We start from the raw sequence: 22685 nt of genomic DNA on the forward strand, positions 1-22685 counted from the left end.
GATTCTGCTCATGGAACCGTAGCCCACCGCCCCGAACGCGGACGAGTTAGCTCAGTGGTCGTCGCCCCGGTCCGCACGCTCGTTGCGTTCGCGGACTATCTCGAGGGCCCGTTCCGCGGTCGCCCGGTCCGGATAGGGCCCCATGCGGTCGGCGAACCAGCACCGCTTGCCCTGCTCGGGGCGGTGGTGCTTCAGGCAGTAGTACCAGGCATCGTCGGATTCACCCATGCCACCAGCATCCCACTCGTCCGGGCCGCCCGCGCCCGACACGCGTGGCGTACCCGCCGACCGCGCCCCTTGTCCGGCGATACTGCTCGGATGAGCGGATCCGCCCACGAGTCCGACGAACAGGTGCCCGCCTGGGCCCGCCGCACGGCGGGCGAGTCCCGGATGGTGGCCACGGCGGCCGTGCTCGCCACCATCGCGCTGCAAATCCTGCTGCCGAATCAGTTCACGCCGAATCCGCAATGGCTGGGCCCCGGCCTGGAGTTGCTGTTGCTCGCCGTGCTGTTGGCGGCAAACCCGACCCGGATCAATCGGGAGGAGAACTGGCTGCGCACCTGCAGCCTCGTTCTGGCGACCGTACTCGGCCTCATTACCGCATGGTCGGTCGACCGTTTGGTGATGGGCTTGATCGATGGTCAAGTCAGCAACAATCCCGGCGCCCTGCTGGGTTCCGGCGCCGCGATCTGGCTGACCAATGTCGTCGTATTCGCGCTCTGGTATTGGGAATTCGATCGCGGCGGCCCCGCCGCCCGGGCCCACGCCCGCAACCCCTATCCCGACTTCCTGTTCGTCCAGATGCAGAACCCCGACTTGACCGCCCCCGACTGGGAACCTCAATTCACCGACTACCTCTATATGTCGTTCACCAATGCAACGGCCTTCAGCCCCACAGACGTCATGCCCATGTCCCGCTGGGCAAAGACCACAATGATGTTCCAATCGGCCATATCCCTGATCACCATGTCGCTGGTGATAGCCCGCGCAGTGAATGTATTGAAATGAAGGACTCACGCGGACACTTAGAAAGACATATCAACAAAATGCCCCGACGAGGGGGCGAAGCCCTCCCGGGCTGGGGTGTGGGGGCCGCGCCCCCACAAATCAGCTTCGAACAAGGGAGAGAACCGCCAGGTTCCCGAACAGGGAACCCCTGAGAAGGTGGCCAAGGCCGGGATCGAACCGGCGACCTTCCGCTTTTCAGGCGGACGCTCGTACCAACTGAGCTACCTGGCCGGAGGCACCCGTACCGAATGCCTAGCTTGTCTTGCGACCCTGACGGGACTCGAACCCGCGACCTCCGCCGTGACAGGGCGGCGCGCTAACCAACTGCGCCACAGGGCCTTGCTCTGCTCTCAACGGTGTCGCCACCGTACCCCCTACGGGATTCGAACCCGCGCTACCGCCTTGAAAGGGCGGCGTCCTAGGCCGCTAGACGAAGGGGGCCCGCCGGATCTCTCCGGACCGTTTCTCAACGGCTTCCGTTGGGAGCCCGCATAGCTTATGACAGCTCGATCGTGAAACCCAAATCGGCTGGTCAGGGTGCCGACCGGCGGGACCCGTGTTGCACGCCTCAGCCTCCGAGGTCCTCCATCCGCGCGGACGCGCGCCAGCCGATGCGCCGGAACTCGTCGAGCCACTCGGGAGTGGCCATGGATTCGACGATGACCTCGAGCGCCTCGGTGAACCGCGACCGCAGGTCGATACCGCCGCCGAGCAGGTCGATGATGTAGCGCTGACCGGTCAGCGCGGCGGCGAGGGTGCGGGTGAACCGGTCGGGGTCGGCGTCGGGCCGCAACTGCTTCTGGTCGACGGCGCGCACCGCGAGCAGCCGGGTGGCGCGCCCGAGGATGCGACCGCCCCCGGCCTGAACGTCGCGGTAGAACTCCGGTTCGATGATGAGCCGGAACTCGGCCTGGATGATGATGTCGTTCTCGAGCCGCAGCGCGATCTCGTCGACCATCCCGTGCAGCACGTCCAGGGATCCGAGATCCGTTCTGGTGAGCCATCTTTCCGTGGTCGCGCGGTAGCGTTCGACCGCGGCGCCCAACACCGCGCGCGCCAGATCCTCCTTGGAGTCGAAGTGGAAGTACATGGCGCCTTTGGTGGCGCGCGATCCCTCCAATATGCGGTTGAGCGATGCCGCGGCATAGCCGCTCTTCCCGAATTCAACGGCGGCGGACCTGATGATCGCCGCACGTGTCCGGCGGGCCCGCTCTTGCTGCCGTGCCATGCTCGAAACGCCTCCGAAGCTACTTGCCGTCGGAAGGACCCCCGTGGGGAGCAGCCCTCGACGCGAAGTTATACGATTTTCAAATACTTCAACTCGGGCTACCGCCCGGTTTTTCAAACTTTTGGTACGAAACTCGCGAGAAAACCTGAAACACGCTGGCTGGTATAGTTCTCGGCGCCCGGGTGCGCCGCAGGGGGTGCGCACCCGGGCGTTTTCTTCGTCTCGGATCTGCCTCCTGCGACGCAATCTCCAGGGCGTCGCGATCGGGTCTGACCGGTCGCGACATCGTCGGGCACATCAACCATAGGCCGAATCCCATCCCGCCGGGGTACTCCCGGTTCTTTCGGAATTCACCAAGCGGTCACCGTACCCCGAATCCGTACCCACCGTAGGGCGTACCGGCGAGTCAGTTCGCCGGATTGCGTTTCCCGGGTACTGGCAAATACACGGCTACCGGATGGGGGATTGGTTCCTTTCGCGAATTCCGCCGCGCCCCAGCATCGTTCATCCCCGGGTCGGCTCCACCCCGGCGACCCGCCGCCCACCGAACACATCCGCCCCGGTCCCCGTCGTCCCCCCGGACGATCCGCCGACACACTCACCTCCGCTACCAATTACGTTGCCACGCACCACGATTGGTTGATATTTCCATACTTCCGCTCTCAAACAAATTGGGAACCAAGGCGTTTGCCCCCAACTTCGGGGGGTTGCCGGGCCCGGGCCCGCGTCTCAGGGCGTATCGCTCGACACCCCCGCCGCGTATCACTCGCGCGCACAGCAGGTCCCGCCCGCCGCCCCGAGGTCCGTTCATCCCGCCCCGCGGCGTCGGTCCACTCCCCCCGGCGGCAACGAACCGCTGCCACTGCCCCGCCACGACACCCGCCGCCCGGGGCCACAGCCCGGCCCGGCGGCCGAATGCGCACGCCGACAGCACAACCGGCCCCGCACCGCCCGCACCGGCCACCCACCCGCGGCGAAACCGTCGAACTCGGGACGCCGAGCGGGTAGCCAGCGCAAACACCGGCGCCGGGATACCGGTTACCGCTCGCGCACCCGGCACATTAGACTTGCCATCCGCGCCCCTATAGCTCAGTTGGTAGAGCTACGGACTTTTAATCCGCAGGTCCCAGGTTCGAGCCCTGGTGGGGGCACCTTTCCCGAGGGCCGGAGCGGCAGTCGCTCCGGCCCTCCGTCGTCCGCCGATCACGACCTGGCAAATCCTCCGCGTTCGACCGGGCCGCTCGCCTACTGTTGGCACATCCGGTGGCTACCGGTCCATCCCACGAGAGGGGCTTCAGCCATGAATTCGTTCGATGACCTGCTCTCCCAAGTTCCGATCGGACAGCTCGCCGACAAGCTCGGCGTGGACGAGGCGACCGCGTCCACTGCGGTGCAGACCGCCCTGCCCGCCCTGCTCGGCGGCCTTCAGGCACAGACCGGCAATCCGCAGCGGGAACAGACCGTCCGGGGCCTGGTCGACCGGCATCAGGACGACGGGCTGCTGGCGGGTGGCGTCGATATCGAGCAGGTCGACGCGGCTTCGGGCGAACAGATCGTGGACAACGTCTTCGGACAGGAGAAGGACACGGTCATCAACGCGCTGGGGGCGACCGAGGGCTCCGGCGGCAACGAACTGGTCGCCAAGGTGCTGCCGCTGCTGGCCCCGATCGTGCTCGCGTATCTGAGCAAGCAGATGACGAGCGGGTCCGCCGGGGCGGGCACACCGGCACCGGCTCCAAGCGCCGGGGGCGGCGGCCTCGGCGACATTCTGGGCGGATTGCTCGGCGGGGGCGGCAAAAGCGGTGGCATCGGCGGAGCGATCTCGGACGCGCTGGGCAAGAACGCCGGGGGTACTCTCGGAAACATCCTGGGTGGACTGCTCGGCGGCAGGCGCTGACACCGGGCCCGGTCCGGCCGCCGCGACGTGCGGCGGGCGGCTTTTCGCGACCGGGCTAACACTTCGCGTCTGGGAACGATAGTCAGCACGGCGCGGCCCGGACGCATAGACTCGGAACCGTTGTACCCGTCCCGACGTCGCCATATGAGTTCCATCACGGACACTGTGAAGTCACCCAGATGCGTTTCGCATCACACCTACGGTGCCGTAAGGTATGGGCCGCGGCGGCACGGCCAAGGGGGACTGACGAGCAAGAGAGTGCACGACACACCGAAGGGCAATGTATATGGCAAGGGATCTGACTCAACTCGAACTGCTGACGGAGTTGGAGCCGGTTGCCGCGCAGAACGTCAACCGGCACCTGTCGATGGCCAAGGAATGGCACCCGCACGACTACGTGCCGTGGGACGACGGGCGTAACTTCGCCGCGCTGGGGGGCGTGGATTGGGACCCGTCGCAGTCGCAGCTCGGTGAGGTCGCCAAGGCGGCGATGATCACGAACCTGCTGACCGAGGACAACCTGCCCTCCTACCACCGCGAGATCGCCGAGAACTTCTCCCAGGACGGCGCCTGGGGCACCTGGGTCGGACGCTGGACCGCCGAGGAGAACCGCCACGGCATCGTCATGCGCGACTACCTGGTGGTCACCCGCGGCGTCGACCCGGTCGCCCTCGAGGAAGCCCGGATGATCCACATGACCAACGGCTTCGCCTCGCCCGCCGAGGCCGACGCCGGGTTCCTGCACTCGGTCGCCTACGTGACGTTCCAGGAGCTGGCCACCCGCGTCTCGCACCGCAACACCGGCAAGGTCTGCGACGACCCGATCGCCGACCGCATGCTGCAGCGCGTCGCCGCCGACGAGAACCTGCACATGATCTTCTACCGCAACATGTGCGGCGCGGCCCTGGACCTGTCCCCCGACCAGGCGATCGAGGCGATCACGCTGATCCTGGAGCACTTCCAGATGCCGGGCGCGGGCATGCCCAACTTCCGCCGCAACGGCGTGCTGATGGCCAAGCACGGCATCTACGACCTGCGCCAGCACCTGGAAGATGTCGTCCAGCCGGTGCTGAAGAAGTGGAAGATCTTCGAGCGCAACGACTTCACCGCCCGCGGCGAGCAGACCCGCGAGCGCCTGGGCCTGTTCCTGGAGAAGCTGGGCCAGGACGTGCTGAAGTTCGAGGAGCAGCGCGACCGCATGCTCGCCCGCGAGGCCGCCAAGCGCGAGCGCCAGCTGGCCTCCAGCTCCGCGAGCTGACCGACCACCCCCGCCTCTCCGGGCCGAATGCCGTTCCGGAGCGGCGGGTTACTTTCCCCTGCTGACGACGGTCTCCGTGACCACCCGCGACAGCTTCGCCGGATTGCGCACGATGTAGACGCCGGTGACGAGACCGTCGTCGATCCGCATCGTCACCACGTTGTCGATCCGCCCGCCGAGCCGGACGATCAGGGCCGGGCAGCCGTTGACCTGCGCGGGCTCGGCCATAACCGAATCTCCGAACCGGTCCGCGAGCAGACCCGCCAGGCGAGCCACCCGGCGGGCTCCCACGACCGGCCTGCGCACGGCGTGCGCGACTCCGCCGCCGTCGCCCAGCAGGACCACGTCGGGCGCCAGAATATCCAGTAGCCCTTGCAGATCGCCCGTCTCGACCGCGCGTCGGAACGCGGCGAGCGCGACGCGGGTCTCGGCCGGGGAGGCGACCCCGCGCGGCCGCCGCGCATCCACGTGCGCCCGCGCCCGATGCGCGATCTGGCGAACCGCGGCCGGGCTCTTGTCGACGGCGTCCGCGACCTCGGCGTACCCCAGATCGAACACCTCGCGCAGCACGAATACCGCCCGCTCGACCGGCGTCAGGGTCTCCAGCACCAGCAGCATCGCCATCGACACGCTGTCGGCCAGCTCGACGTCGTCCGCCACGTCCGGCGCGGTGAGCAGCGGTTCGGGCAGCCACGACCCGACGTAGGACTCCTTGCGCCGACTCAGCACGCGCAGCCGGGTGAGCGCCTGGCGCGTAGTGATTCGTACCAGGAAGGCACGCTGGTCCCGCACCGCGTCCAGATCGACGCCCGCCCACTGCAACCAGGCCTCCTGCACGACATCCTCCGCGTCGGCGGCCGAGCCGAGCAGTTCGTAGGCGACCGTGAACAGCAGGTTGCGGTGGGTCACGAAGGCCGCCGTGGCGCGGTCCGGATGTGCGTTCGCCCGCGCGCGGCGATTTCCCGCGGCCGTCGATATGCCGGTCATGGCTGGTTCCCTTCGTCACGCCCTCCCTCCTCCGGAGACACCGCTGCCCGCCGCCGTGTGACACCGGACCGCCGCCGAGACCGGTGGCACGCATCACAGACACCGGCTGTCACAACGCCGGGGGTGCCGGGCGACTTATGCCCGTTCAGCGACCCCGAGGAGGAGGACGATATGAAGGTCGTAGTTGTGGGCGCCGGTTACGCGGGCATGATGGCGACGAACCGGTTGGCCAAGAAGGTGCGTGAGGCCGAGATCACCGTCATCAACCCGCGGCCGGAATTCGTGCCGCGGGTGCGGTTGCACCAGCACATCGCGGGCACCGGCGATATCGCCGCACCGATCACATCGCTACTGCGAGAAGGAATTACGGCACGCGTCGGCAATGTCGCCAGGATCTCCGACGGCGCCGTCGCCCTCGACGACGGCGAGCAGTTCGCCTTCGACTACGCGTTCCTCGCCGTGGGCAGCACGGTGCGGCCGATGCCGGGCACGATCCCGGTGGGCGTGTGGGAGAGTGCGGAGCGGGCGCGCACGGCGTGTGCCGTCCTGCCCGCGGGCAGCCTCGTCACGGTGGTCGGGGGCGGACCGACGGGCATCGAGACGGCGGCCGAGATCGCCGCCGCCCGGACGGATCTGCGGGTGCGCATCGTCGGTTCGGCGGTCGCCGGGAGCTTCTCACCCGGTGCGCGCCGCCGGATACGCGCCGGACTGGAGCGGCTGCGGGTCGACATCGTCGACGACGGCGTGACGAAGGTGGTCGCGGGCGACGGAGAATTCGACGGCATCGTGCACCTTCGGTCGGGACGGGCGTTCGCCTCCGAGCTGAGCCTGTGGGCGATGGTCTCGGGCGTTCCCGATCTCGCGGCGCGCAGCGGTCTCGCGGTGAACCAGGAGGGCCGCGCCCTCGTCGACGAGTTCCTGCGCAGCGTCACCGATGAGCGCGTCTTCGCCGTCGGCGACTGCGCCGCGGTGCCCGGCTCCCGCTTCGCCTGCCAGACGGCCGGGCCGCAGGGAGCGCACGCGGCCGACACCTTGGCCCGGATCATCCAGGGCCGCAAGCCCAAGCCGTATTCCATGGGCTACGTCGGGGTCGGCGTCAGCCTCGGACGCAAGGATGCCGTCGTCCAGCTCACCCGGCGCGACGACACACCCCGCCGCGCCTACCTCGCCGCGGGTTCGGCGGTGCTGCTCAAGGAGGCGGCGTGCCGGGGCGCGGAGTACGGGGCGCGCACGGGCGCGGCCGCCTGGATGCCCGGGCCCGCAGCAGCCGGAGCCCCGTAGACGATGACACCGGGTTCGAGAGCGGGTGAGCGGGCCCACTGCGGTCGATTTGAGAGACTGGAGACCATGACCGTCGCGACCGAGACCCAGACCGGCCTGCGGATCGGGCCCTACCCGCTCGATCCGCCGGTGGTGCTCGCACCGATGGCCGGGATCACCAATGTCGCGTTCCGGACGCTCTGCCGGGAGTTCGGCAGCGCCACATCGCTGTACGTCTGCGAGATGATCACCGCGCGCGCCGTCGTGGAGCGCGATCCGAAGACCATGCACATGATGGCCTTCGGCCCCGAGGAATACCCGCGCTCCGTGCAGCTGTACGGCGTGGACCCGAAGACCATGGCCGAGGCCGTCGAGATCATCGTCGGCGAGAACCTCGCCGACCACATCGATACGAACTACGGCTGCCCCGTGCCGAAGGTGACCCGCCTCGGCGGGGGCGCCGCGCTGCCGTACAAGCGGCGGCTGTTCGAGTCGATCGTGCGCAGCATGGTCGCCGCCGCCGAACCCGCGGGAGTGCCGGTTACGGTGAAGTTCCGCATCGGCATCGATGACGACCACCGCACCTATCTCGACGCCGGGCGTATCGCCGAGGCCGAGGGCGCGGTGGCCGTCGCGCTGCACGCCCGCACGGCGGCTCAGCGCTACTCGGGCGCGGCCGACTGGTCGGCGATCGCCCGGCTGAAGGAGGCCGTCACCACCGTGCCGGTGCTCGGCAACGGCGATATCTTCAGCGCCGACGACGCGCTGCGCATGATGGCCGAGACCGGCTGCGACGGCGTGGTGGTCGGCCGCGGCTGCCTCGGGCGCCCCTGGCTGTTCGCCGAACTGCAGGCGGCCCTGCGCGGCGAACCGGTTCCCGCGGGCCCGAGCCTGGGCCGGGTCGGCGAGATCCTGTACCGCCACGCCGCCCTCCTAGCCGACCACGACGGCGAGCACAAAGGCCTTCGCGACCTGCGCAAACACATGGCCTGGTACCTGATGGGCTTCCCGGTCGGCGCCGAACTGCGCCGCGCCTTCGCCACGGTCTCCACCCTGACCGAACTCCAGGACCTGATCGGCAAACTCGACCCCACCGCCCCCTTCCCCAAGGACGCGGAAGGCCCCCGCGGCCGCCAGGGCTCCCCCGGCAAGGTAAGCCTCCCCCACGGCTGGCTCGACGACCCGGAAGACACCGCCGTCCCCACCGCCGCCGACGTCATGCACTCCGGCGGCTGAGGCAACGGTTCGTCGGCCATTTGGAAAGAACGGGTGCCGAAACGCCTCCGGAACGGCCCTGAGCCGGTCAACACAGCATCGTAATGTCGGTGGGGCGAATTTGCGGCGATCGATTGGCGGGTGGCGTTCGCGTTCGCGCGAACTGGGCAAACGGGTTGGTCTCCGGCGGAGGGGCCGGCGAACTCGACCAGATTCCAGCAAACAAATAGCACCCTTGACTGTGCAATCCCGACCTGCCCCGTTGTAGCTGAATCGTTATCATGACGGGAACCGGTGATGCTGTGCGCCTTCGAGCGCTTCACCCACGCTTGGGTACACATCGGATCCGGGTGGTCGACGACGAGCAAAGTGAGGTTCCTTGGTGGGTGACGACGAACGGCGCGGGCAGGGGCCCGGGCCCGGTGGTCGCGCACCGTGGGAGCGCTATCCTGCCCCGGACGGTGACGAGGATCCTTCCCCACGCCGCAGTCGCCACGCCGACGACTCCGCAGGCTCGACGGGCGGCCCGATCACCGTGCACGATCTCGTGCAGCGGGTCGACAACGAGCGCGAGCGCGGGCGGCGCCGCCGACGGCCCCCCGAGCCCACACCCGATGCCCCGCCGCCCAGCCGCCGTCGCCGCACCGAACAGCCGCCCGCCGCGCGCGCCACCCCGCCTCCGAGCCCGCCGGTTCCGGGTCCGCCGCCGCCGCGGCCGAAGCCACCGGCCGCACAGCGCCCCGCACCCAGCTCTCCAGCAGCGCAGCGTCCCGGGCCCAAGCCGCCCGCCGCGCAGGCTCCCGCCTCCAACCCCGGGGCCGCTCGGCCCGCGCCCAAGCCACCGGCCGCGCAGGCTCGCGGCCCGATGCCCGGCGCCGACGACCGCCCGACCGATACCGTCGCACCCGCGCAGGCGGGCCCAGCCGCCTTCCGCGCGCCCGCGGGGGACACCTCGGCGCGGGCGGCGGGCCCGGCGGTCGATCCCGCCACCGACAAGCTTCCGGTTCCGGAATCGGAGACCCCGGCGGAGCCTCCGGTCGATCGGGCCGCCCCCGCGGCCCGGCCGAAGTCCGTCGGCGCCCAGCCGCTGTCCCGGCTGGCCATGAGCAAGCGGCGCCGCCAGCGGCGGCTGCGGCTGGTGGCCCGCGCGTCGACCGCGTTCGCCGCGGTGCTCGCGCTGGTGATGACGGGCGTGGGCTGGAATTACCTGCGCGCCACCGACAACGGCTTCACTCAGGTCTCCGCGCTCGACGAGAAGTCCGACGACATCGTCGATCCGGGCGGCCAGCTGGGCGACGAGAACTTCCTCATCGTCGGCACCGACACCCGGGCCGGTGTGGACGGCAACGTCGGCGCGGGCACCACCGAGGATGCCGAGGGCTCCCGGGCCGACACGGTCATGCTGGTGCACATTCCCGAGAACCGGCAGCGCGTCGTCGCGGTGTCGTTCCCGCGTGACCTCGACGTCACCCGGCCCGCCTGCGAGGGCTGGGACAACGAGAAGGCGAAGGGCACCGGCGTCCAGTTCCCGGCGGCCAACGGCGACAAGCTCAATGCCACCTACGCGCTCGGCGGACCGCAGTGCCTGACCAAGGTGATCCAGAAGCTGGTCGGACTGCGCATCGGCCACTTCGTCGGCATCGACTTCAACGGCTTCTCCTCCATGGTCGACACCATCGGCGGCGTCGAGGTGTGCACGCGCAAGCCCCTGGTCGACGACGAACTCGGCACCATCCTGCCGAATGCGGGCAAGCAGGTGCTCAACGGCCCGACCGCGCTGGACTACGTGCGCGCCCGCCACGTCTACGGCGAGGAGCGCAGCGACTACGACCGCATCCACCGCCAGCAACTGTTCTTGTCCTCGCTGCTGCGCGGCGCGCTGTCGAGCAAGGTGCTGTTCGACGTCGGCAAGCTGAACGGCTTCATCAACGCGTTCTCCAGCAGTGCCTTCATGGACGGCGTCGGCACCAAGGACCTGCTCATGCTGGGCCGCTCGCTGCAGAAGGTGGACGCCGGGGCGATCACCTTCCTGACGGTGCCCACCGCGGGAACCACGTCCTACGGCAACGAGATTCCGCGCGAATCCGACATCAAGGAACTGTTCCAGGCGGTCATCGACGACCAGCCGCTGCCGGGCGAGAAGAAGGCGCCCGAGCCGAGCAAGGCCGCCGCCCCGGCCCCGGCGCCCAAGCAGCTGACCGCGGCCGATCCGAGCACGATGTCGGTGCAGGTCTCCAACGGCTCGGGCAGTTCGGGCCTCGCGAACACCACCGCGACCAAGCTGTCCAACCAGGGCTTCCAGATCTACAGCACCGGAAACTACGCGGGCGGCACCATCCCGACCACCAGGGTGCGCTACTCGTCCGGGCACGAGTCCGAGGCCGCCACGGTCGCGTCCGCGATCCCGGGCGCGACGATGGAGGCCGCCTCCGGACTGGGGAGCATCGTGGAGGTCGCGCTGGGCTCCGACTTCGCCGGAACGGTGAAAGCGCCGACCCCGTTCGGCAATCCACTGCCGGAGATTCCGACCGCCTCCAGCACGGGCGCCTCGGGCGAGACTCCGACCACACTTCCCTCCGACCTCGAGCACGTCAACGCCGCCGACGACACGTGTAAGTGAGCACCCGCCCACCTGCGCGATTCCGCTAGTTCCGGGCAACACCGATGGTTCACCCACAGTTCGTGACTTGGTCAGCGCCGGGAACTAATGTTTGGTTTTATGCGTGTCATCTACAACGAACAAATGGCCGATCTCGCCACAATGCTGGGCAAGATGGCCGGTCTCGCGGGCTCCGCGATGGAGCGGGCGACACAGTCGCTGCTGCAGGCCGATCTGCCGCTCGCGGAGCAGGTGATCTCCGAGCACGACCAGATCGCCGAGATGATCACGCAGGCCGAGGAGAAGGCGTTCGCGCTGCTGGCGCTGCAGGCTCCGGTCGCGGGCGACCTGCGGCAGGTGATCAGCGCCATCCAGATCGTTTCGGACGTGAATCGGATGGGCGCGCTGGCGCTGCACGTCGCCAAGGTGACCCGCCGCCGCCACCCGAACCACGCCCTGCCGGAGGCCGTCAACGGCTACTTCGCCGAGATGGGCAGAATCGCGGTGAATATGGGCGCCGCGGCCAAGGAGGTCCTGGAGACGCGCGACCCGGAGCGGGCCGCGCAGCTCAACCAGGACGACGAGGCGATGGACGACCTGCACCGCCACCTGTTCACGCTCCTGATGGACCGGGAGTGGAAATACGGGGTGGCCGCCGCGGTCGACGTCACACTGCTGGGCCGCTACTACGAGCGCTTCGCCGACCACGCCGTGGAGATCGGCCGCCGGGTCGTCTTCCTGGTGACAGGCGAGCTGCCGCCCGACCCGGACGCCGAGAACCTCTGATAGACGCGGTCGGCGCAGCCGTCATCAGACCGCGCAGGGCCGGAGCGAATGCGATACGCCTAGACCTCCGTATCGCCGCCCTTCCGCCAGGCGAGCAGCGGTGAGACCCCGCGCTCCGGCTTCCAGGGCAGCAGCACCGCGACCAGGATCGCGCAGACCATCAGCGCCCCCACCGCCAGGTGGGAGGCCGCCTGGGCGCCCTCGAGCGCCGCGACCTTCATGGCGTGCACGAGGTCGGCCTTCGGCTGGGCGAAGAACGGGCTGATCGGCGCCTTGACGATCTCGATCACGCTGATCGGGGTGTCGCGGGCGATGCTCTTCTGATCGGAGTTCATGATCGCGGACGGAATCGCGTCGATGCGAGCCCCGACCCGCTCGGAGTAGATCGAGGTCATGATCGAGCCCAGCACCGCCACGCCGAGGGTGCCGCCGACCTCGCGCGTGGTGTCGTTGACCGCCGATCCCGCGCCGGCCTCCGCCTCCGGAACCGATCCCATGATCGAGGCGGTCGCCGGTCCCTGCACTACGCCGAAGCCGACGCCCATCAGCACCATCGATACGAGAACCGGTCCCAGGTAAGGGGTTTCGACCTTCACCTCGCCCGCGACGTACATGCCCGCCGCCAGCAGCACCAGACCGAACAGGATGGTCGCGGTGGTGCCGATGCGCTGTGCCACCAGGGTGGCGGCCGGTGCGCCCAGCCCGACCGCCGCGGCGAAGGGCAGCGAGTGGATCCCGAACTCCAGCGCGCTGAACTCCTTCACGCCCTGGAAGTACTGGGTGATCAGGAACAGGAATCCGAAGGCGCAGAAGTAGGACACGGTGATCGCCAGCGCGGGCACCGAGAACCGGCGGATCCGGAACAGCCGCACGTCCAGTACCGGCGATTCCACCCGCAGTTCCCAGGCGATATAGGCCACCAGCAACAGCAGCGAGATCGCGTAACCGGTCATGCTGCGCCCGGCCAGCCAGCCGTACCCGGGCGCCTCGATGATCGTCCACACCAGCGTCGTGACCGCCACCAGCGACAGCACGATGCCGACGACGTCCAGGCGCCCGGTGTGTTCGGCCCGCGACTCCGGTACCACGACGAGCACGGCCACAATGGCGATCAGCGCGATCGGCACATTGATCCAGAACACCGAATGCCAGCTGAAATACTGCAACAGCCAACCCCCGGTTACCGGACCGATCGCCACCGCGACGCCCGCCATGGCCGTCCACAGCGCGATGGCCCCGGCGCGGGCCCGGGCCTCGGGGAACAGATTGATGATCAACGCGAGCGTCGCCGGGAACACCGCCGCCGCGAACACGCCCATCCCGGCCCGCGCCGCGATCACCTGCCCGAGCGTCGTCGACAGCGCCCCCACGGTCGACATGGCGGCCACGCCCACCAGACCGACGATCATGATCCGCCGCCGCCCGAACCGGTCGCCGAGATGCCCGAGGGCTAGCAGCAGGCCCGAGAACGCCAAGGTGAAAGCGTCGACGATCCACTGCAACCCGCTCATGCGCGCCTGCAGCTGCACCGCCATCGACGGCAGCGCCACATTGACCAGGGTGTTGTCGAGCACCACGAGCAGTTCCGCGAGACAGATCGCGAGCAGGGCCAGCACCCGTACCCGGGCCCCCGGTGTCGCGCGGAGCCCAGAGTGCGGGCTCGCCGTTGATACCGCCATCCGACGCCTCCTACCTATAACGATCGGTTTAGTTGACTCGAACAGTATCCGTTACGCGAAGTTGCACACAACCGACCGTGGTAGGAGACGATCCAGCTAACACCGGGCACAGGAATGTGATCCCGAGCACATGCGCGTCTGCGCAAACAAATGACCCCGGCCCTTCGGACCGGGGTCGTGAAGGCGTTGCCGCCCAGGGTTACCCGAAGCGGCCGGAGATGTAGTCCTCGGTCTCCTTGCGGGCCGGGTTGGAGAAGATCTTCTCCGTCTCGTCGATCTCGATCAGCTTGCCCGGCTTCCCCTGCGCCTCCAGGTTGAAGAACGCCGTCTGATCGCTCACCCGCGCCGCCTGCTGCATGTTGTGCGTGACGATGACGATCGTGTACTCCTTCTTCAGCTCGGCGATCAGATCCTCGATCGCGAGCGTGGAGATCGGGTCCAGCGCCGAACACGGCTCGTCCATCAGCAGCACATCGGGCGACACCGCGATGGCGCGCGCGATGCACAGGCGCTGCTGCTGACCGCCGGACAGGCCGCCGCCGGGCTTGTCGAGGCGGTCCTTCACCTCGTTCCACAGGTTGGCGCCCTTGAGGGACTGCTCGGCGACCTCGTCGAGCTCCTTCTTGTTGCGCACGCCCTGCAGTTTCAGCCCGGCCACCACGTTGTCGCGAATCGACATGGTGGGGAACGGATTCGGGCGCTGGAACACCATGCCGATCGTGCGGCGCACGCCCACCGGGTCGATCTGCGAGCCGTAGATGTCCTCACCGTCGAGCAGCACCGCGCCCTCGACGCGCGCGTTCGGGGTCACCTCGTGCATGCGGTTGAGGGAGCGCAGCACCGTGGACTTACCGCAACCCGAGGGACCGATGAAGGCGGTGACGCTGCGGGGCAGCACGGTCAGCTGCACATCGGCGACGGCGTGGAACTTGCCGTAGTAGATGTTGAGATCTTTGACGTCGATCCGCTTGGCCATGTCGTATTCCGTTCGCTTCTATCGGTTCCGGGTGAGCAGCTTGTTGACGACCGCCGCCCCGAGATACAGCAGCGCGATGATCGCGATCAGGGTCAGCGCCGCGCCCCACACCCGCCAGCGTCCGGCGGGCTCCGGGTTGGCCAGCTCCTGGTAGATCAGCAGCGGCAGCGACGCCATATTGCCGTCGAAGAGGTTGGTGTTGATCGACTTCGAGTAACCGACCAGCACCAGGACCGGGGCGGTCTCACCCATGACGCGGGCGACCGCCAGCAGCATGCCGCTGATCATGCCGGGCAGCGCGGTCGGCACGACGATCCGAATGATCGTCTTCCACTTCGGGATGCCCAGCGCGTAGGAGGCCTCGCGCAGTTCGTCCGGTACCAGCTTGAGCATCTCCTCGGTGCTGCGCACCACCACCGGAAGCATCAGCAGCACCAGCGCCAGCGCGACCGCGAAGGCGCTCTGCGGCGCGCCGAGCGTGGCGATCCAGAGCGCGAAGACGAACAGCGCGGCGACGATCGAGGGCACCCCGGCGAGGATGTCGACCATGAACGTGGTGGTCCGGGCCAGCCAGCCCCGGCCGTATTCGACCAGGTAGATGGCGGCCATGATGCCCAGCGGCACCGCGATGATCGCGGCCACGGCCGACTGCACGATGGTGCCGTAGATGGCGTGGTACACGCCGCCGCCGTACTGGTCGGGCAGCACACCCTTCTGCGAATTACCCCACCAGTTGCTGCTGGTGATGGCGTCGAAGCCCTTGCTGAGCACCAGGATCAGCACCCAGCACAGCGGAATCAGCGCGATCGCGAAGCACAGCCACATGACCGCGGTGGCGGCGTGGTTGCGGACGCGGCGGCCGGTGCTGATCTGCCGGAACGCCGGAGCCTTGACCGGGCGGTCGAGGGTCGTTGTCGCCATTACCCGTTCACCTTCCCACCGGCCGCGATCCGAGCCAGCGCGTTGACTACGAAGGTCAGCGCGAACAGCACGAAGCCGGCGGCGATGTAGGCGCCGGTGGGCAGCGCCTGACTGAATTCCGAAGCGGCCGAGGCGATCTTGGAGGCGAAGGTGTATCCGCCGTCGAACAGCGACCAATGTCCCGCGGACGCCGCGGTGCGCAGCACCACCAGGACCGCGATCGTCTCACCGAGCGCCCGCCCGAGTCCGAGCATGGATCCGGCGATCACACCGCTGCGGCCATAGGGCAGCACGGTCATCCGCACGACTTCCCACTTGGTGGCGCCCAGCGCCTGGGCCGCCTCGATATGTGCCCGCGGGGTCAGGTTGAAGACCTCGCGGCTGACGGAGGTGATGATCGGCAGGATCATCACGGCCAGCACCACACCGGCGGTGAAGATGGTCCCGCCGCCGCTGATCGACACATTGCCGGTCTTGAACAGGAAGAACCAGCCGAGGTTGTCGTTGAGGAATTCCTGGAACGGTGCCAGCCTCTGCGCCAGCACCAGAAAACCCCAGAGACCGAAGACGATCGAAGGCACCGCCGCCAGCAGATCCACGACGATGGCGAACGGCCGAGCCAGCACCTTCGGCGCGTACTGCGTCAGGAACAGCGCGATACCGACACCTAACGGCACGGCGATCACCAGCGCCAGCAGCGAACTCAGCCCCGTGACCATGAACAGGTCGCGAATGCCGAAATGCATGTCGTTGGCGTTGGTGACATTGAACTCGGCGCTGGTGAAGAAGTTGGCCTTGTTCTCCGCCACCGACGGCACCGCCCGGATCAACAGGAACAGCGCGATCAGTGCGATGGCCGCGACGATGGTCGCGCCGGCGGCCGTGGCCAGCGAGCGGAAGATGAATTCCGCGCGGGCACTGTGGGCGCCGCGTCCGCGTTGCGCCGGTTCGGTGCTGGGTTCACTCGGCATAGTGGCAGTATCTCCGCCGGTCCGCGGGCCGGTCGATTCCGGCCGGTCCGCGGCGGTGACTTCGTCGTGCACGGTCATTGGGGGCTACGCAATCAGGCGATGGCGTTGATGGCGGTGGTCAGCTTGGTCTTGAACGCATCCGGGATCGGCACGTAGCCGGACTCGTCGAGCCCCTTCTGGCCGTTGTCGGTCGCGGAGGTCAGGAACGCCTTGACGGCCTTGCCGGTCTCCGGGTCGCTGTACTTCGAGCAGACGACCTCGTAGGTCGGCATCAGGATCGGGTACGCGGCCGGATCGGTCGGCTTGTAGAACGAGGTGGTGTCGATGACCAGGTCGTTGCCCTGACCGCTGATCTTCGCGGCCGAGATGGCCGCGCCCGCCGACTGCACGTTCAGCTCGACCGGCTTGACCGCCGCGTCGGTGATGATCTGCGCGACCGAAAGGTTCTGCGACTTGGCGAACGACCACTCGTTGTAGGTGATCGAGTTCTTGGTGTTCTTGATCGCGGCCGAGGTGCCCTCGTTGCCCTTGGCGCCCTCGCCGACGCCGCCGGTGAACGCCTTGCCCCCGGGCTTGCCCCAGGCTCCGTTGGAGGCCGAGTCCAGGTACTTCTGGAAGTTGTCGGTGGTGCCCGACTCGTCACTGCGGAAGATGACGCGGATCGGCTCGGCGGGCAGGTTGGCCTTCTGGTTCAGCGCCTTGATCGCGGCATCGTCCCAGCGGGTGATGGTGCCGTTGAAGATCTTGGCCGCGGTCGGACCGTCGAGCACCAAGTCGCCCACGCCGTCGATGTTGTAGGTGATGGCGATCGGGCCGAACACGGTGGGCAGGTTCCACGCGGGGGAACCGCAGCGGGCGGCCGCCTTGTTGGGCTCGTCCTTCTTGGCGTCCAGCGGCGAGTCGGTGCCGCCGAAATCGGTCTGGCCGCCGATGAATTCGTTCACACCCGCGCCGGAGCCGCTCGACGTGTAGTCGAGCGTCTGGCCGTCGCAGTTCGTCTCGTAGGCGGCGACGAACCGGTCCATCGCGTTCTTCTGGGCCGACGAGCCGCTGGCCTTCAGGGCCTTCTTGCCACCACAGGCGACGTCGACCTTGGCCGCGCCCGCGGTTTCGGTGGTGTTGTCGTCACTGCCGCAGGCCGTCAGGGTCAACGCTCCCGCCGCGGCCATTACGCCGAGCAGAGCGCCACTGCGCTTGAGATTCACCTATTCCTCCGGGAATCGCCTAGTACACGCCCGGTCCCTCAACAACCGGACGGGTGCCGTGTGGTGGCCGTTCGCCAGCGAACTCGCGCACCAGGCAGCGAGTGCTGCCCATAAGTAACGTAGGGTCGGCCGGTTGACAGTTGGACCTGGCCAAGTGAACGGCGGGTGAACAACCCGGCGCGATTGCGTCCTAGCGATGTGACATTTGCCGCAGTGTTACTCGCGTCATCCCGGCCAAGAGCGCGCCGGGAATTCGTGAGGCTGATCAACCGGGAATTCATGAGGCTGGTCGAGCGGCTCAGCGCGCGGCGTACGCGGCGTCGACGTGCGCGGTCCCGAAGCCGAGCCGGGTGTAGGTGCGCACCGCCGCGGTGTTGTCGGCCTCGGTGTAGAGCAACGCCTCTCGCAGGCCCCGATCGCGCAGGTAGTGCAGCCCGGCCAGCGTCAGCAGTCGGCCCAGCCCGCGACCCTGGGCGGCGGGATCGATGGCCACCACGTAGACCTCGCCCGCCGGGGGGTCCTCGTCGGTGTGCACCTTGGTCCAGTGAAAGCCCAGCACCCGGCCCGGGTCGGCGGGATCGACCGCGATGAACAGGCCTTTCGCGTCGAACCAGGCCGACTCCCGGCGCACGGCGATATCGGATTCGCCCCATCCGCCCTGTTCGGGATGCCAGTCGAATGCGGCGTTGTTGACCCGCAGTAGCTCGGCGTCGTCCTCGGGGCCGGCGTAGGTGCGCAGCGCAATTCCCTCCGGCACCGCCAACTCCGGTAGCTCCGAAGTTGCCAGCGGCCTGCGCATCTGCCACAGCTCGCGGGCCACGGTCAGTCCGAGGCGCCCTGCCACCGCCTTGGCGGGAGCCAGATTTCCGTGCGCCCACACCCGCGCACCGGTCCCGCCCCCGGCCAGCACGGTCGATACCAGCGTGGCGCCGATGCCGCGCCCGCGCTGCCGCGGATCCACCACCGCCTCGGCCATCGCCGGGTGTTCCCCATGGGCCGGAACGAGATTCGCGTACCCGAGCACCTCGCCGTCCAGCGCCGCCACCAGATGGCGGGCCGGCGTCGAGGAGTCCAGGGACAACACCGCCTGCTCGGAGACCGGCGCGACGCCGTCGGCCGCGGTCGCCCGATCCAGGACGTCACGGATCTGCCGCGACGTATCGCCCGAAACCTCGTCGACCCACCCCGTCACCGCCCGCGGATCTACGCTCCGCTCCCCACGCTCACCCACGCCGCCACCTCCCGTCGCTTCGCATGCCGTCCGACCTCGCGCCCACGATCACCAGAACACATGAACGCCCCGCCATACTCCCCCATGCCGAGCGGGCTCGAATCCGACGTCGCCACGGTCCGCCGCGGGCCGACACGAACCGGGCACAGACCTGCCGAAAGCGTGCCGGGGCAGGCCGGAGGCGGCGCCGCGGTCAGGAGATCGGTTCGTCGGTGGCGAGGGACGAATCCCCCGGGCCGTCGGAGTCGTCGGGGAAATTGGTCGGTTCGCCCTTGCCGCTGGTGCGCGACGGGCGCACGGCCTTGTAGCCGACATTGCGGACCGTGCCGATCAGCGACTCGTACTCGCTGCCGAGCTTGGCGCGCAGGCGCCGCACGTGCACGTCGACCGTGCGGGTGCCGCCGAAGAAGTCGTAGCCCCACACCTCCTGCAGCAGCTGGGCCCGGGTGAACACCCGTCCGGCGTGCTGGGCGAGGTATTTGAGCAGCTCGAATTCCTTGTAGGTGAGGTCGAGCGGGCGACCGCGCAGGCGCGCGGTATAGGTGCCCTCATCGATCACCAGTTCACCGAGGGTGATCTTGCCGGTGTTCTCGGGGCTGGCGGCGCCACCGTTGCGCGCCACCAGCAGTCGCAACCGCGCGTCCAGCTCGGCGGGGCCGGTGCCGGGCAGCAGGATGTCGTCCAGTCCCCAATCCGCGTTCACCGCGACCAGACCGCCCTCGGTCAGCACCGCGACCACCGGCACCGAGGACCCGGTGCTGCCGAGCAAACGGCACAGTCCGCGGGCGGCGGCCAAATCGGTCCGGGCATCCACCAACGCCACATCCGCAGTGCCTGCCTCCAGCAGCGAAGCCACCTCGGTCGGCGCGGGCCGAACGTTGTGAGGCAGTAACGCGAGCGACGGCAGCACCGACTCCGGATTCGGGTCGGAGGTCAGCAGGAGCAGCTCCACCAGCTCTCCTCCCAATCTGGCATGTCCGCGGCAACCTCGGTGTCATTCGCGAATTCATGCTCGTCCGCATAGGTAATTCGTGCCTACATTAGCGTGTCCAGGCCAATGACCACGCATTCCAGCCAACCGACGCACGGTCGGGCGCGGCCCTCGGCCGGCTACCGGCCCGGCGGCGCCCGTCGGGAAGTAGCGCGGCGGTGGCATCGACGCCCAACCTTTCAGCCGGACGCACCGGTCTTTCCGGATATGCACTCGAAGAATCGGCAGTCGAAAACAGCGCTTTCGTCGGACGGCACCCCACTGGTCTACGACATTCGTGGCGACGGTCCGGTATTGCTCTACATCACCGGCGCCACCTGCTTCCGCAATTTCCGCCCCATCGTGTCCGACGCGAAGACATTCGCCGCGGACTTCACCGTATGCACCTACGACCGCCGCGGACGGGGAGACAGCGGCGCGGGCCTGCCTTACAGCATCGACCGCGAGATCGATGACATCGAGGCGATCATCGACGCCGTCGGCGGCGCCGCACACCTCTACGGGCATTCCTCCGGGGCGGTCCTCGCCCTGGAGGCCGCACTGCGGATCCCGCACAAGGTGGAGCGCGCCGTTGTCTACGACGCGCCGTATGTGCACGACGAGACGGAGCGCACCTCGTATGCCGCACTGTCGGATCGGGTCGAACTGCTCCTGCGACGCGGCAAGAACGGCCGAGCGGTACGGGAGTTTCTGTGCGGGATCGGAATGCCTCCCGCCTTCGCCTACCTGCTCCCTGCCATGCCCGGGTGGAAGACCATGAAGGCCCTCGCACCCACGCTGCTCTACGACATAGCGCTGACCGCGGACCTGCCTCCCCTCGAGCGCCTCGGGAAGATCAACCTGCCGGTGCGCGTGGTCGCGGGAGAGAAGAGCCCAGCCGGTCTGCACCAGGTCGCCGAGCAGTTGGCCGCCGCCATACCGTCATCGACCTGTCGGATACTTCCGGGCCACAACCACATGGTCGGCGCCGAGGCGATGGCATCGATCCTGCGAGGTTTTCTGCTGGATCGATGAGACCTCCGGCGAATCCTTTGTAGCACGCGTGCGTTAAATAGACTGCGGCGGCTGCTATAACTGTCCCTGTGCCGAAGGTTGTGGATCCCGAACAGCGACGTCGGCTGGTCGCCGATGCCGTGTTCCGCGTGGTCCGGCGCGGCGGCATCGAGGCGGCATCGCTGCGAAATATCGCCGAGGAGGCCGGATTGGCCATCGGTTCGGTCCGGCACTATTTCGACGGACACGACGAACTGCTGGTCTTCGCGATCCGGGAAATGGTCGACCGGCTGACCGGCCGCGTCCTCGCGCATGCGGAGGCGCTGGGTCAGCTCGCGTCCGGCGAAGAGCGAGTGCGGCGGACGGAGACGCTGCTGGCGGAGTTCCTCCCGCTGGACGAGCAGCGCTTCGGCGAGGCCGTCGTCTGGCTCGAGTTCGCCACCGCGGCGCGCACTCGCCCGCATCTACAGCCGCACTCCCAGCGCCTGCACCACAGCATCCGCGCGCTCATCGGCACCATCCTCGCTCGCGCCGAAGCATCCGGACGCCTGCGCCCGGGCCTGGACCTCGCGATCGAGACCGAGCGACTGCGCGCCGTGCTCGACGGACTCGCGATCGCCGGTGTCCTGAACCCTGAGGCCATCCCGCCGACGGTGGCATCCACCGTGCTGCATACCCATCTGATGAGTTTGCTCGCAGACGAACCGGAGACCGACGGGCGAGGCTAGCGCCCGCCCCAGCCGCCTCACCGAAGCGCAGCAGATAGTGGCATGGCTGTGCTAACTTATTTCGCACGGCCATGCGAAAACGGTGTGACCATGGCGTACAGCGCCCGGTTGTCGTATGCCGACGTCGTGAAAGAAGGAAAGTGTGTCGTTCGACGAGTTGCTGCTCGAGGTCATGGCTTCGACACACGACAGATTGCTCGCGGCCGTGACCAAGCGGGTCGGTAACCGGACCGACGCGGAGGACATCGTGCAGACCGCGCTGCTGCGTGTGTACCGGACCAAGCCGGACATCGCCGAGGCCGACAAGCTGCGTTCCTACCTGTGGGTCGCGGCGATGAACCTGGTGCGGGACTCCTGGCGTCGTGCCGCCGATGCCCGCCGACGAGACGATCCCTGCGGCGATGAGCGCCTGGCCCTGCTCGCCGAGCATCCCGGGCCGACCATCGACGACGTGGTCGCATTGCGCCATACGGTCCTCGCCGCACTCGGCACGCTGCCCCCGCGGGAACGAGAGGCTCTGATCTCGAGAACCTTCCGAGACAACACCTACGCGGAGACAGCCCGGATAATGGGTGTGTCGACGGGCACCGTGAAGGGATACGTGCACGATGCGCTGGCACGGGTGCGGGTGCGGCTCGAGGCGGTCTGATCCCGCGTGGCGACGGATATCGGGGAGCCCGGGCGGACGGATGACGACTGCGACGGCAAAAGGCCGACGCTGCCGCATCGACTACTGTGTCAGCCGAATATGC

General features: G+C 68.3%; 20 protein-coding genes and 4 tRNA genes. 11 read left to right on the plus strand and 13 right to left on the minus strand.

Annotated features, from left to right (window positions below):
- Positions 1-51: 51 nt before the first annotated feature.
- Complete coding sequence (locus ACYVLQ_RS21945; protein WP_169814410.1) at positions 52-228, minus strand: hypothetical protein; 177 nt, start codon at positions 226-228, stop codon at positions 52-54.
- 90 nt (positions 229-318) lie between these two features.
- On the opposite strand from ACYVLQ_RS21945, the gene ACYVLQ_RS21950 reads away from it, so the two are divergent.
- On the plus strand, positions 319-1008 hold the full coding sequence (locus ACYVLQ_RS21950; RefSeq protein ID WP_460699383.1) for a hypothetical protein: 690 nt from the start codon (positions 319-321) through the stop codon (positions 1006-1008).
- Positions 1009-1165: 157 nt separating this feature from the next.
- Here ACYVLQ_RS21950 and ACYVLQ_RS21955 read toward each other — a convergent pair.
- The 4 genes from ACYVLQ_RS21955 to ACYVLQ_RS21970 form a co-directional block, all read right to left on the minus strand.
- A tRNA-Phe gene (locus ACYVLQ_RS21955) sits at positions 1166-1239 on the minus strand.
- A gap of 34 nt (positions 1240-1273) precedes the next feature.
- A tRNA-Asp gene (locus ACYVLQ_RS21960) sits at positions 1274-1347 on the minus strand.
- A gap of 29 nt (positions 1348-1376) precedes the next feature.
- Positions 1377-1449 (minus strand) — tRNA-Glu (locus ACYVLQ_RS21965).
- A 127-nt stretch (positions 1450-1576) separates the two neighbouring features.
- On the minus strand, positions 1577-2236 hold the full coding sequence (locus tag ACYVLQ_RS21970; RefSeq protein WP_460699384.1) for a TetR family transcriptional regulator: 660 nt from the start codon (positions 2234-2236) through the stop codon (positions 1577-1579).
- Positions 2237-3314: 1078 nt separating this feature from the next.
- Here ACYVLQ_RS21970 and ACYVLQ_RS21975 point away from each other — a divergent pair.
- The 3 genes from ACYVLQ_RS21975 to ACYVLQ_RS21985 all read left to right on the plus strand — a co-directional run bounded on the left by ACYVLQ_RS21975 (position 3315) and on the right by ACYVLQ_RS21985 (position 5391).
- Positions 3315-3387: transfer RNA gene (locus ACYVLQ_RS21975), tRNA-Lys, on the plus strand.
- Between the two features lie 149 nt (positions 3388-3536).
- Positions 3537-4133 carry a DUF937 domain-containing protein gene (locus ACYVLQ_RS21980; RefSeq protein WP_460699385.1) on the plus strand — a complete coding sequence of 199 codons (597 nt, stop codon included), beginning with the start codon at positions 3537-3539 and terminating at the stop codon, positions 4131-4133.
- Between the two features lie 286 nt (positions 4134-4419).
- A complete protein-coding gene (locus ACYVLQ_RS21985; RefSeq protein ID WP_460699386.1) occupies positions 4420-5391 on the plus strand; it encodes an acyl-ACP desaturase in 972 nt (323 codons plus the stop codon).
- Between the two features lie 48 nt (positions 5392-5439).
- Here ACYVLQ_RS21985 and ACYVLQ_RS21990 read toward each other — a convergent pair whose 3' ends face one another.
- Positions 5440-6378 (minus strand): RNA polymerase sigma-70 factor, encoded by a 939-nt coding sequence (locus ACYVLQ_RS21990; RefSeq protein WP_460699387.1) that lies wholly within the window; start codon positions 6376-6378, stop codon positions 5440-5442.
- 171 nt (positions 6379-6549) lie between these two features.
- Between ACYVLQ_RS21990 and ACYVLQ_RS21995 the strand changes: the two genes are divergently transcribed.
- From ACYVLQ_RS21995 to phoU, 4 genes are all read left to right on the plus strand, one after another.
- The gene (locus ACYVLQ_RS21995; protein WP_460699388.1) at positions 6550-7659 is read left to right on the plus strand and encodes an NAD(P)/FAD-dependent oxidoreductase; all 1110 of its coding nucleotides are present in this window, start codon (positions 6550-6552) and stop codon (positions 7657-7659) included.
- Between the two features lie 66 nt (positions 7660-7725).
- Positions 7726-8874 carry a tRNA dihydrouridine synthase DusB gene (gene dusB, locus ACYVLQ_RS22000; RefSeq protein ID WP_460699389.1) on the plus strand — a complete coding sequence of 383 codons (1149 nt, stop codon included), beginning with the start codon at positions 7726-7728 and terminating at the stop codon, positions 8872-8874.
- 361 nt (positions 8875-9235) lie between these two features.
- Positions 9236-11473 (plus strand): LCP family protein, encoded by a 2238-nt coding sequence (locus ACYVLQ_RS22005; RefSeq protein ID WP_460699390.1) that lies wholly within the window; start codon positions 9236-9238, stop codon positions 11471-11473.
- A 99-nt stretch (positions 11474-11572) separates the two neighbouring features.
- The gene (phoU, locus tag ACYVLQ_RS22010) at positions 11573-12238 is read left to right on the plus strand and encodes a phosphate signaling complex protein PhoU (protein ID WP_460699391.1); all 666 of its coding nucleotides are present in this window, start codon (positions 11573-11575) and stop codon (positions 12236-12238) included.
- A 59-nt stretch (positions 12239-12297) separates the two neighbouring features.
- Here phoU and ACYVLQ_RS22015 read toward each other — a convergent pair whose 3' ends face one another.
- The 7 genes from ACYVLQ_RS22015 to ACYVLQ_RS22045 all read right to left on the minus strand — a co-directional run bounded on the left by ACYVLQ_RS22015 (position 12298) and on the right by ACYVLQ_RS22045 (position 20173).
- Positions 12298-13917 carry an MFS transporter gene (locus tag ACYVLQ_RS22015; RefSeq protein WP_460699392.1) on the minus strand — a complete coding sequence of 540 codons (1620 nt, stop codon included), beginning with the start codon at positions 13915-13917 and terminating at the stop codon, positions 12298-12300.
- A gap of 199 nt (positions 13918-14116) precedes the next feature.
- Complete coding sequence (gene pstB / locus ACYVLQ_RS22020) at positions 14117-14893, minus strand: phosphate ABC transporter ATP-binding protein PstB (protein ID WP_460699393.1); 777 nt, start codon at positions 14891-14893, stop codon at positions 14117-14119.
- A gap of 18 nt (positions 14894-14911) precedes the next feature.
- A complete protein-coding gene (gene pstA / locus ACYVLQ_RS22025) occupies positions 14912-15814 on the minus strand; it encodes a phosphate ABC transporter permease PstA (protein WP_460699394.1) in 903 nt (300 codons plus the stop codon).
- Positions 15814-16785 carry a phosphate ABC transporter permease subunit PstC gene (gene pstC, locus ACYVLQ_RS22030; protein ID WP_460699395.1) on the minus strand — a complete coding sequence of 324 codons (972 nt, stop codon included), beginning with the start codon at positions 16783-16785 and terminating at the stop codon, positions 15814-15816. The genes pstA and pstC overlap by 1 nt, the downstream gene beginning before the upstream one ends.
- 92 nt (positions 16786-16877) lie before the next feature.
- Positions 16878-17990, minus strand: a complete 1113-nt coding sequence (pstS, locus tag ACYVLQ_RS22035) for a phosphate ABC transporter substrate-binding protein PstS (RefSeq protein WP_460699396.1) — start codon at positions 17988-17990, stop codon at positions 16878-16880.
- 298 nt (positions 17991-18288) lie between these two features.
- Positions 18289-19221: a mycothiol synthase gene (gene mshD / locus ACYVLQ_RS22040; protein ID WP_460699397.1), complete on the minus strand. Its 933-nt coding sequence runs from the start codon at positions 19219-19221 to the stop codon at positions 18289-18291.
- Positions 19222-19414: 193 nt separating this feature from the next.
- Entirely contained in the window at positions 19415-20173 is a 759-nt protein-coding gene (locus ACYVLQ_RS22045; RefSeq protein ID WP_460699398.1) for a winged helix-turn-helix transcriptional regulator, read from the minus strand.
- 246 nt (positions 20174-20419) lie between these two features.
- On the opposite strand from ACYVLQ_RS22045, the gene ACYVLQ_RS22050 reads away from it, so the two are divergent.
- From ACYVLQ_RS22050 to ACYVLQ_RS22060, 3 genes are all read left to right on the plus strand, one after another.
- Complete coding sequence (locus ACYVLQ_RS22050) at positions 20420-21226, plus strand: alpha/beta fold hydrolase (RefSeq protein ID WP_460699399.1); 807 nt, start codon at positions 20420-20422, stop codon at positions 21224-21226.
- A 68-nt stretch (positions 21227-21294) separates the two neighbouring features.
- Positions 21295-21933 carry a TetR/AcrR family transcriptional regulator gene (locus tag ACYVLQ_RS22055; protein WP_460699400.1) on the plus strand — a complete coding sequence of 213 codons (639 nt, stop codon included), beginning with the start codon at positions 21295-21297 and terminating at the stop codon, positions 21931-21933.
- A 142-nt stretch (positions 21934-22075) separates the two neighbouring features.
- Positions 22076-22582, plus strand: a complete 507-nt coding sequence (locus tag ACYVLQ_RS22060) for an RNA polymerase sigma factor (RefSeq protein ID WP_460699401.1) — start codon at positions 22076-22078, stop codon at positions 22580-22582.
- Positions 22583-22685 lie beyond the last annotated feature (103 nt).

The organism is Nocardia thraciensis (genome assembly GCF_054782435.1).

Coding starts and splice junctions, on each gene's coding strand:
- pstC (WP_460699395.1), bottom strand. CDS start 16,785: ATGCCGAGTGAACCCAGCACCGAACCGGCGCAACGCGGACGCGGCGCC.
- ACYVLQ_RS21970 (WP_460699384.1), bottom strand. CDS start 2,236: ATGGCACGGCAGCAAGAGCGGGCCCGCCGGACACGTGCGGCGATCATC.
- ACYVLQ_RS22015 (WP_460699392.1), bottom strand. CDS start 13,917: ATGGCGGTATCAACGGCGAGCCCGCACTCTGGGCTCCGCGCGACACCG.
- phoU (WP_460699391.1), top strand. CDS start 11,573: ATGCGTGTCATCTACAACGAACAAATGGCCGATCTCGCCACAATGCTG.
- dusB (WP_460699389.1), top strand. CDS start 7,726: ATGACCGTCGCGACCGAGACCCAGACCGGCCTGCGGATCGGGCCCTAC.
- pstA (WP_460699394.1), bottom strand. CDS start 15,814: ATGGCGACAACGACCCTCGACCGCCCGGTCAAGGCTCCGGCGTTCCGG.
- ACYVLQ_RS21985 (WP_460699386.1), top strand. CDS start 4,420: ATGGCAAGGGATCTGACTCAACTCGAACTGCTGACGGAGTTGGAGCCG.
- ACYVLQ_RS21945 (WP_169814410.1), bottom strand. CDS start 228: ATGGGTGAATCCGACGATGCCTGGTACTACTGCCTGAAGCACCACCGC.
- ACYVLQ_RS21980 (WP_460699385.1), top strand. CDS start 3,537: ATGAATTCGTTCGATGACCTGCTCTCCCAAGTTCCGATCGGACAGCTC.
- ACYVLQ_RS21990 (WP_460699387.1), bottom strand. CDS start 6,378: ATGACCGGCATATCGACGGCCGCGGGAAATCGCCGCGCGCGGGCGAAC.
- ACYVLQ_RS22050 (WP_460699399.1), top strand. CDS start 20,420: ATGCACTCGAAGAATCGGCAGTCGAAAACAGCGCTTTCGTCGGACGGC.
- ACYVLQ_RS21995 (WP_460699388.1), top strand. CDS start 6,550: ATGAAGGTCGTAGTTGTGGGCGCCGGTTACGCGGGCATGATGGCGACG.
- ACYVLQ_RS21950 (WP_460699383.1), top strand. CDS start 319: ATGAGCGGATCCGCCCACGAGTCCGACGAACAGGTGCCCGCCTGGGCC.
- pstB (WP_460699393.1), bottom strand. CDS start 14,893: ATGGCCAAGCGGATCGACGTCAAAGATCTCAACATCTACTACGGCAAG.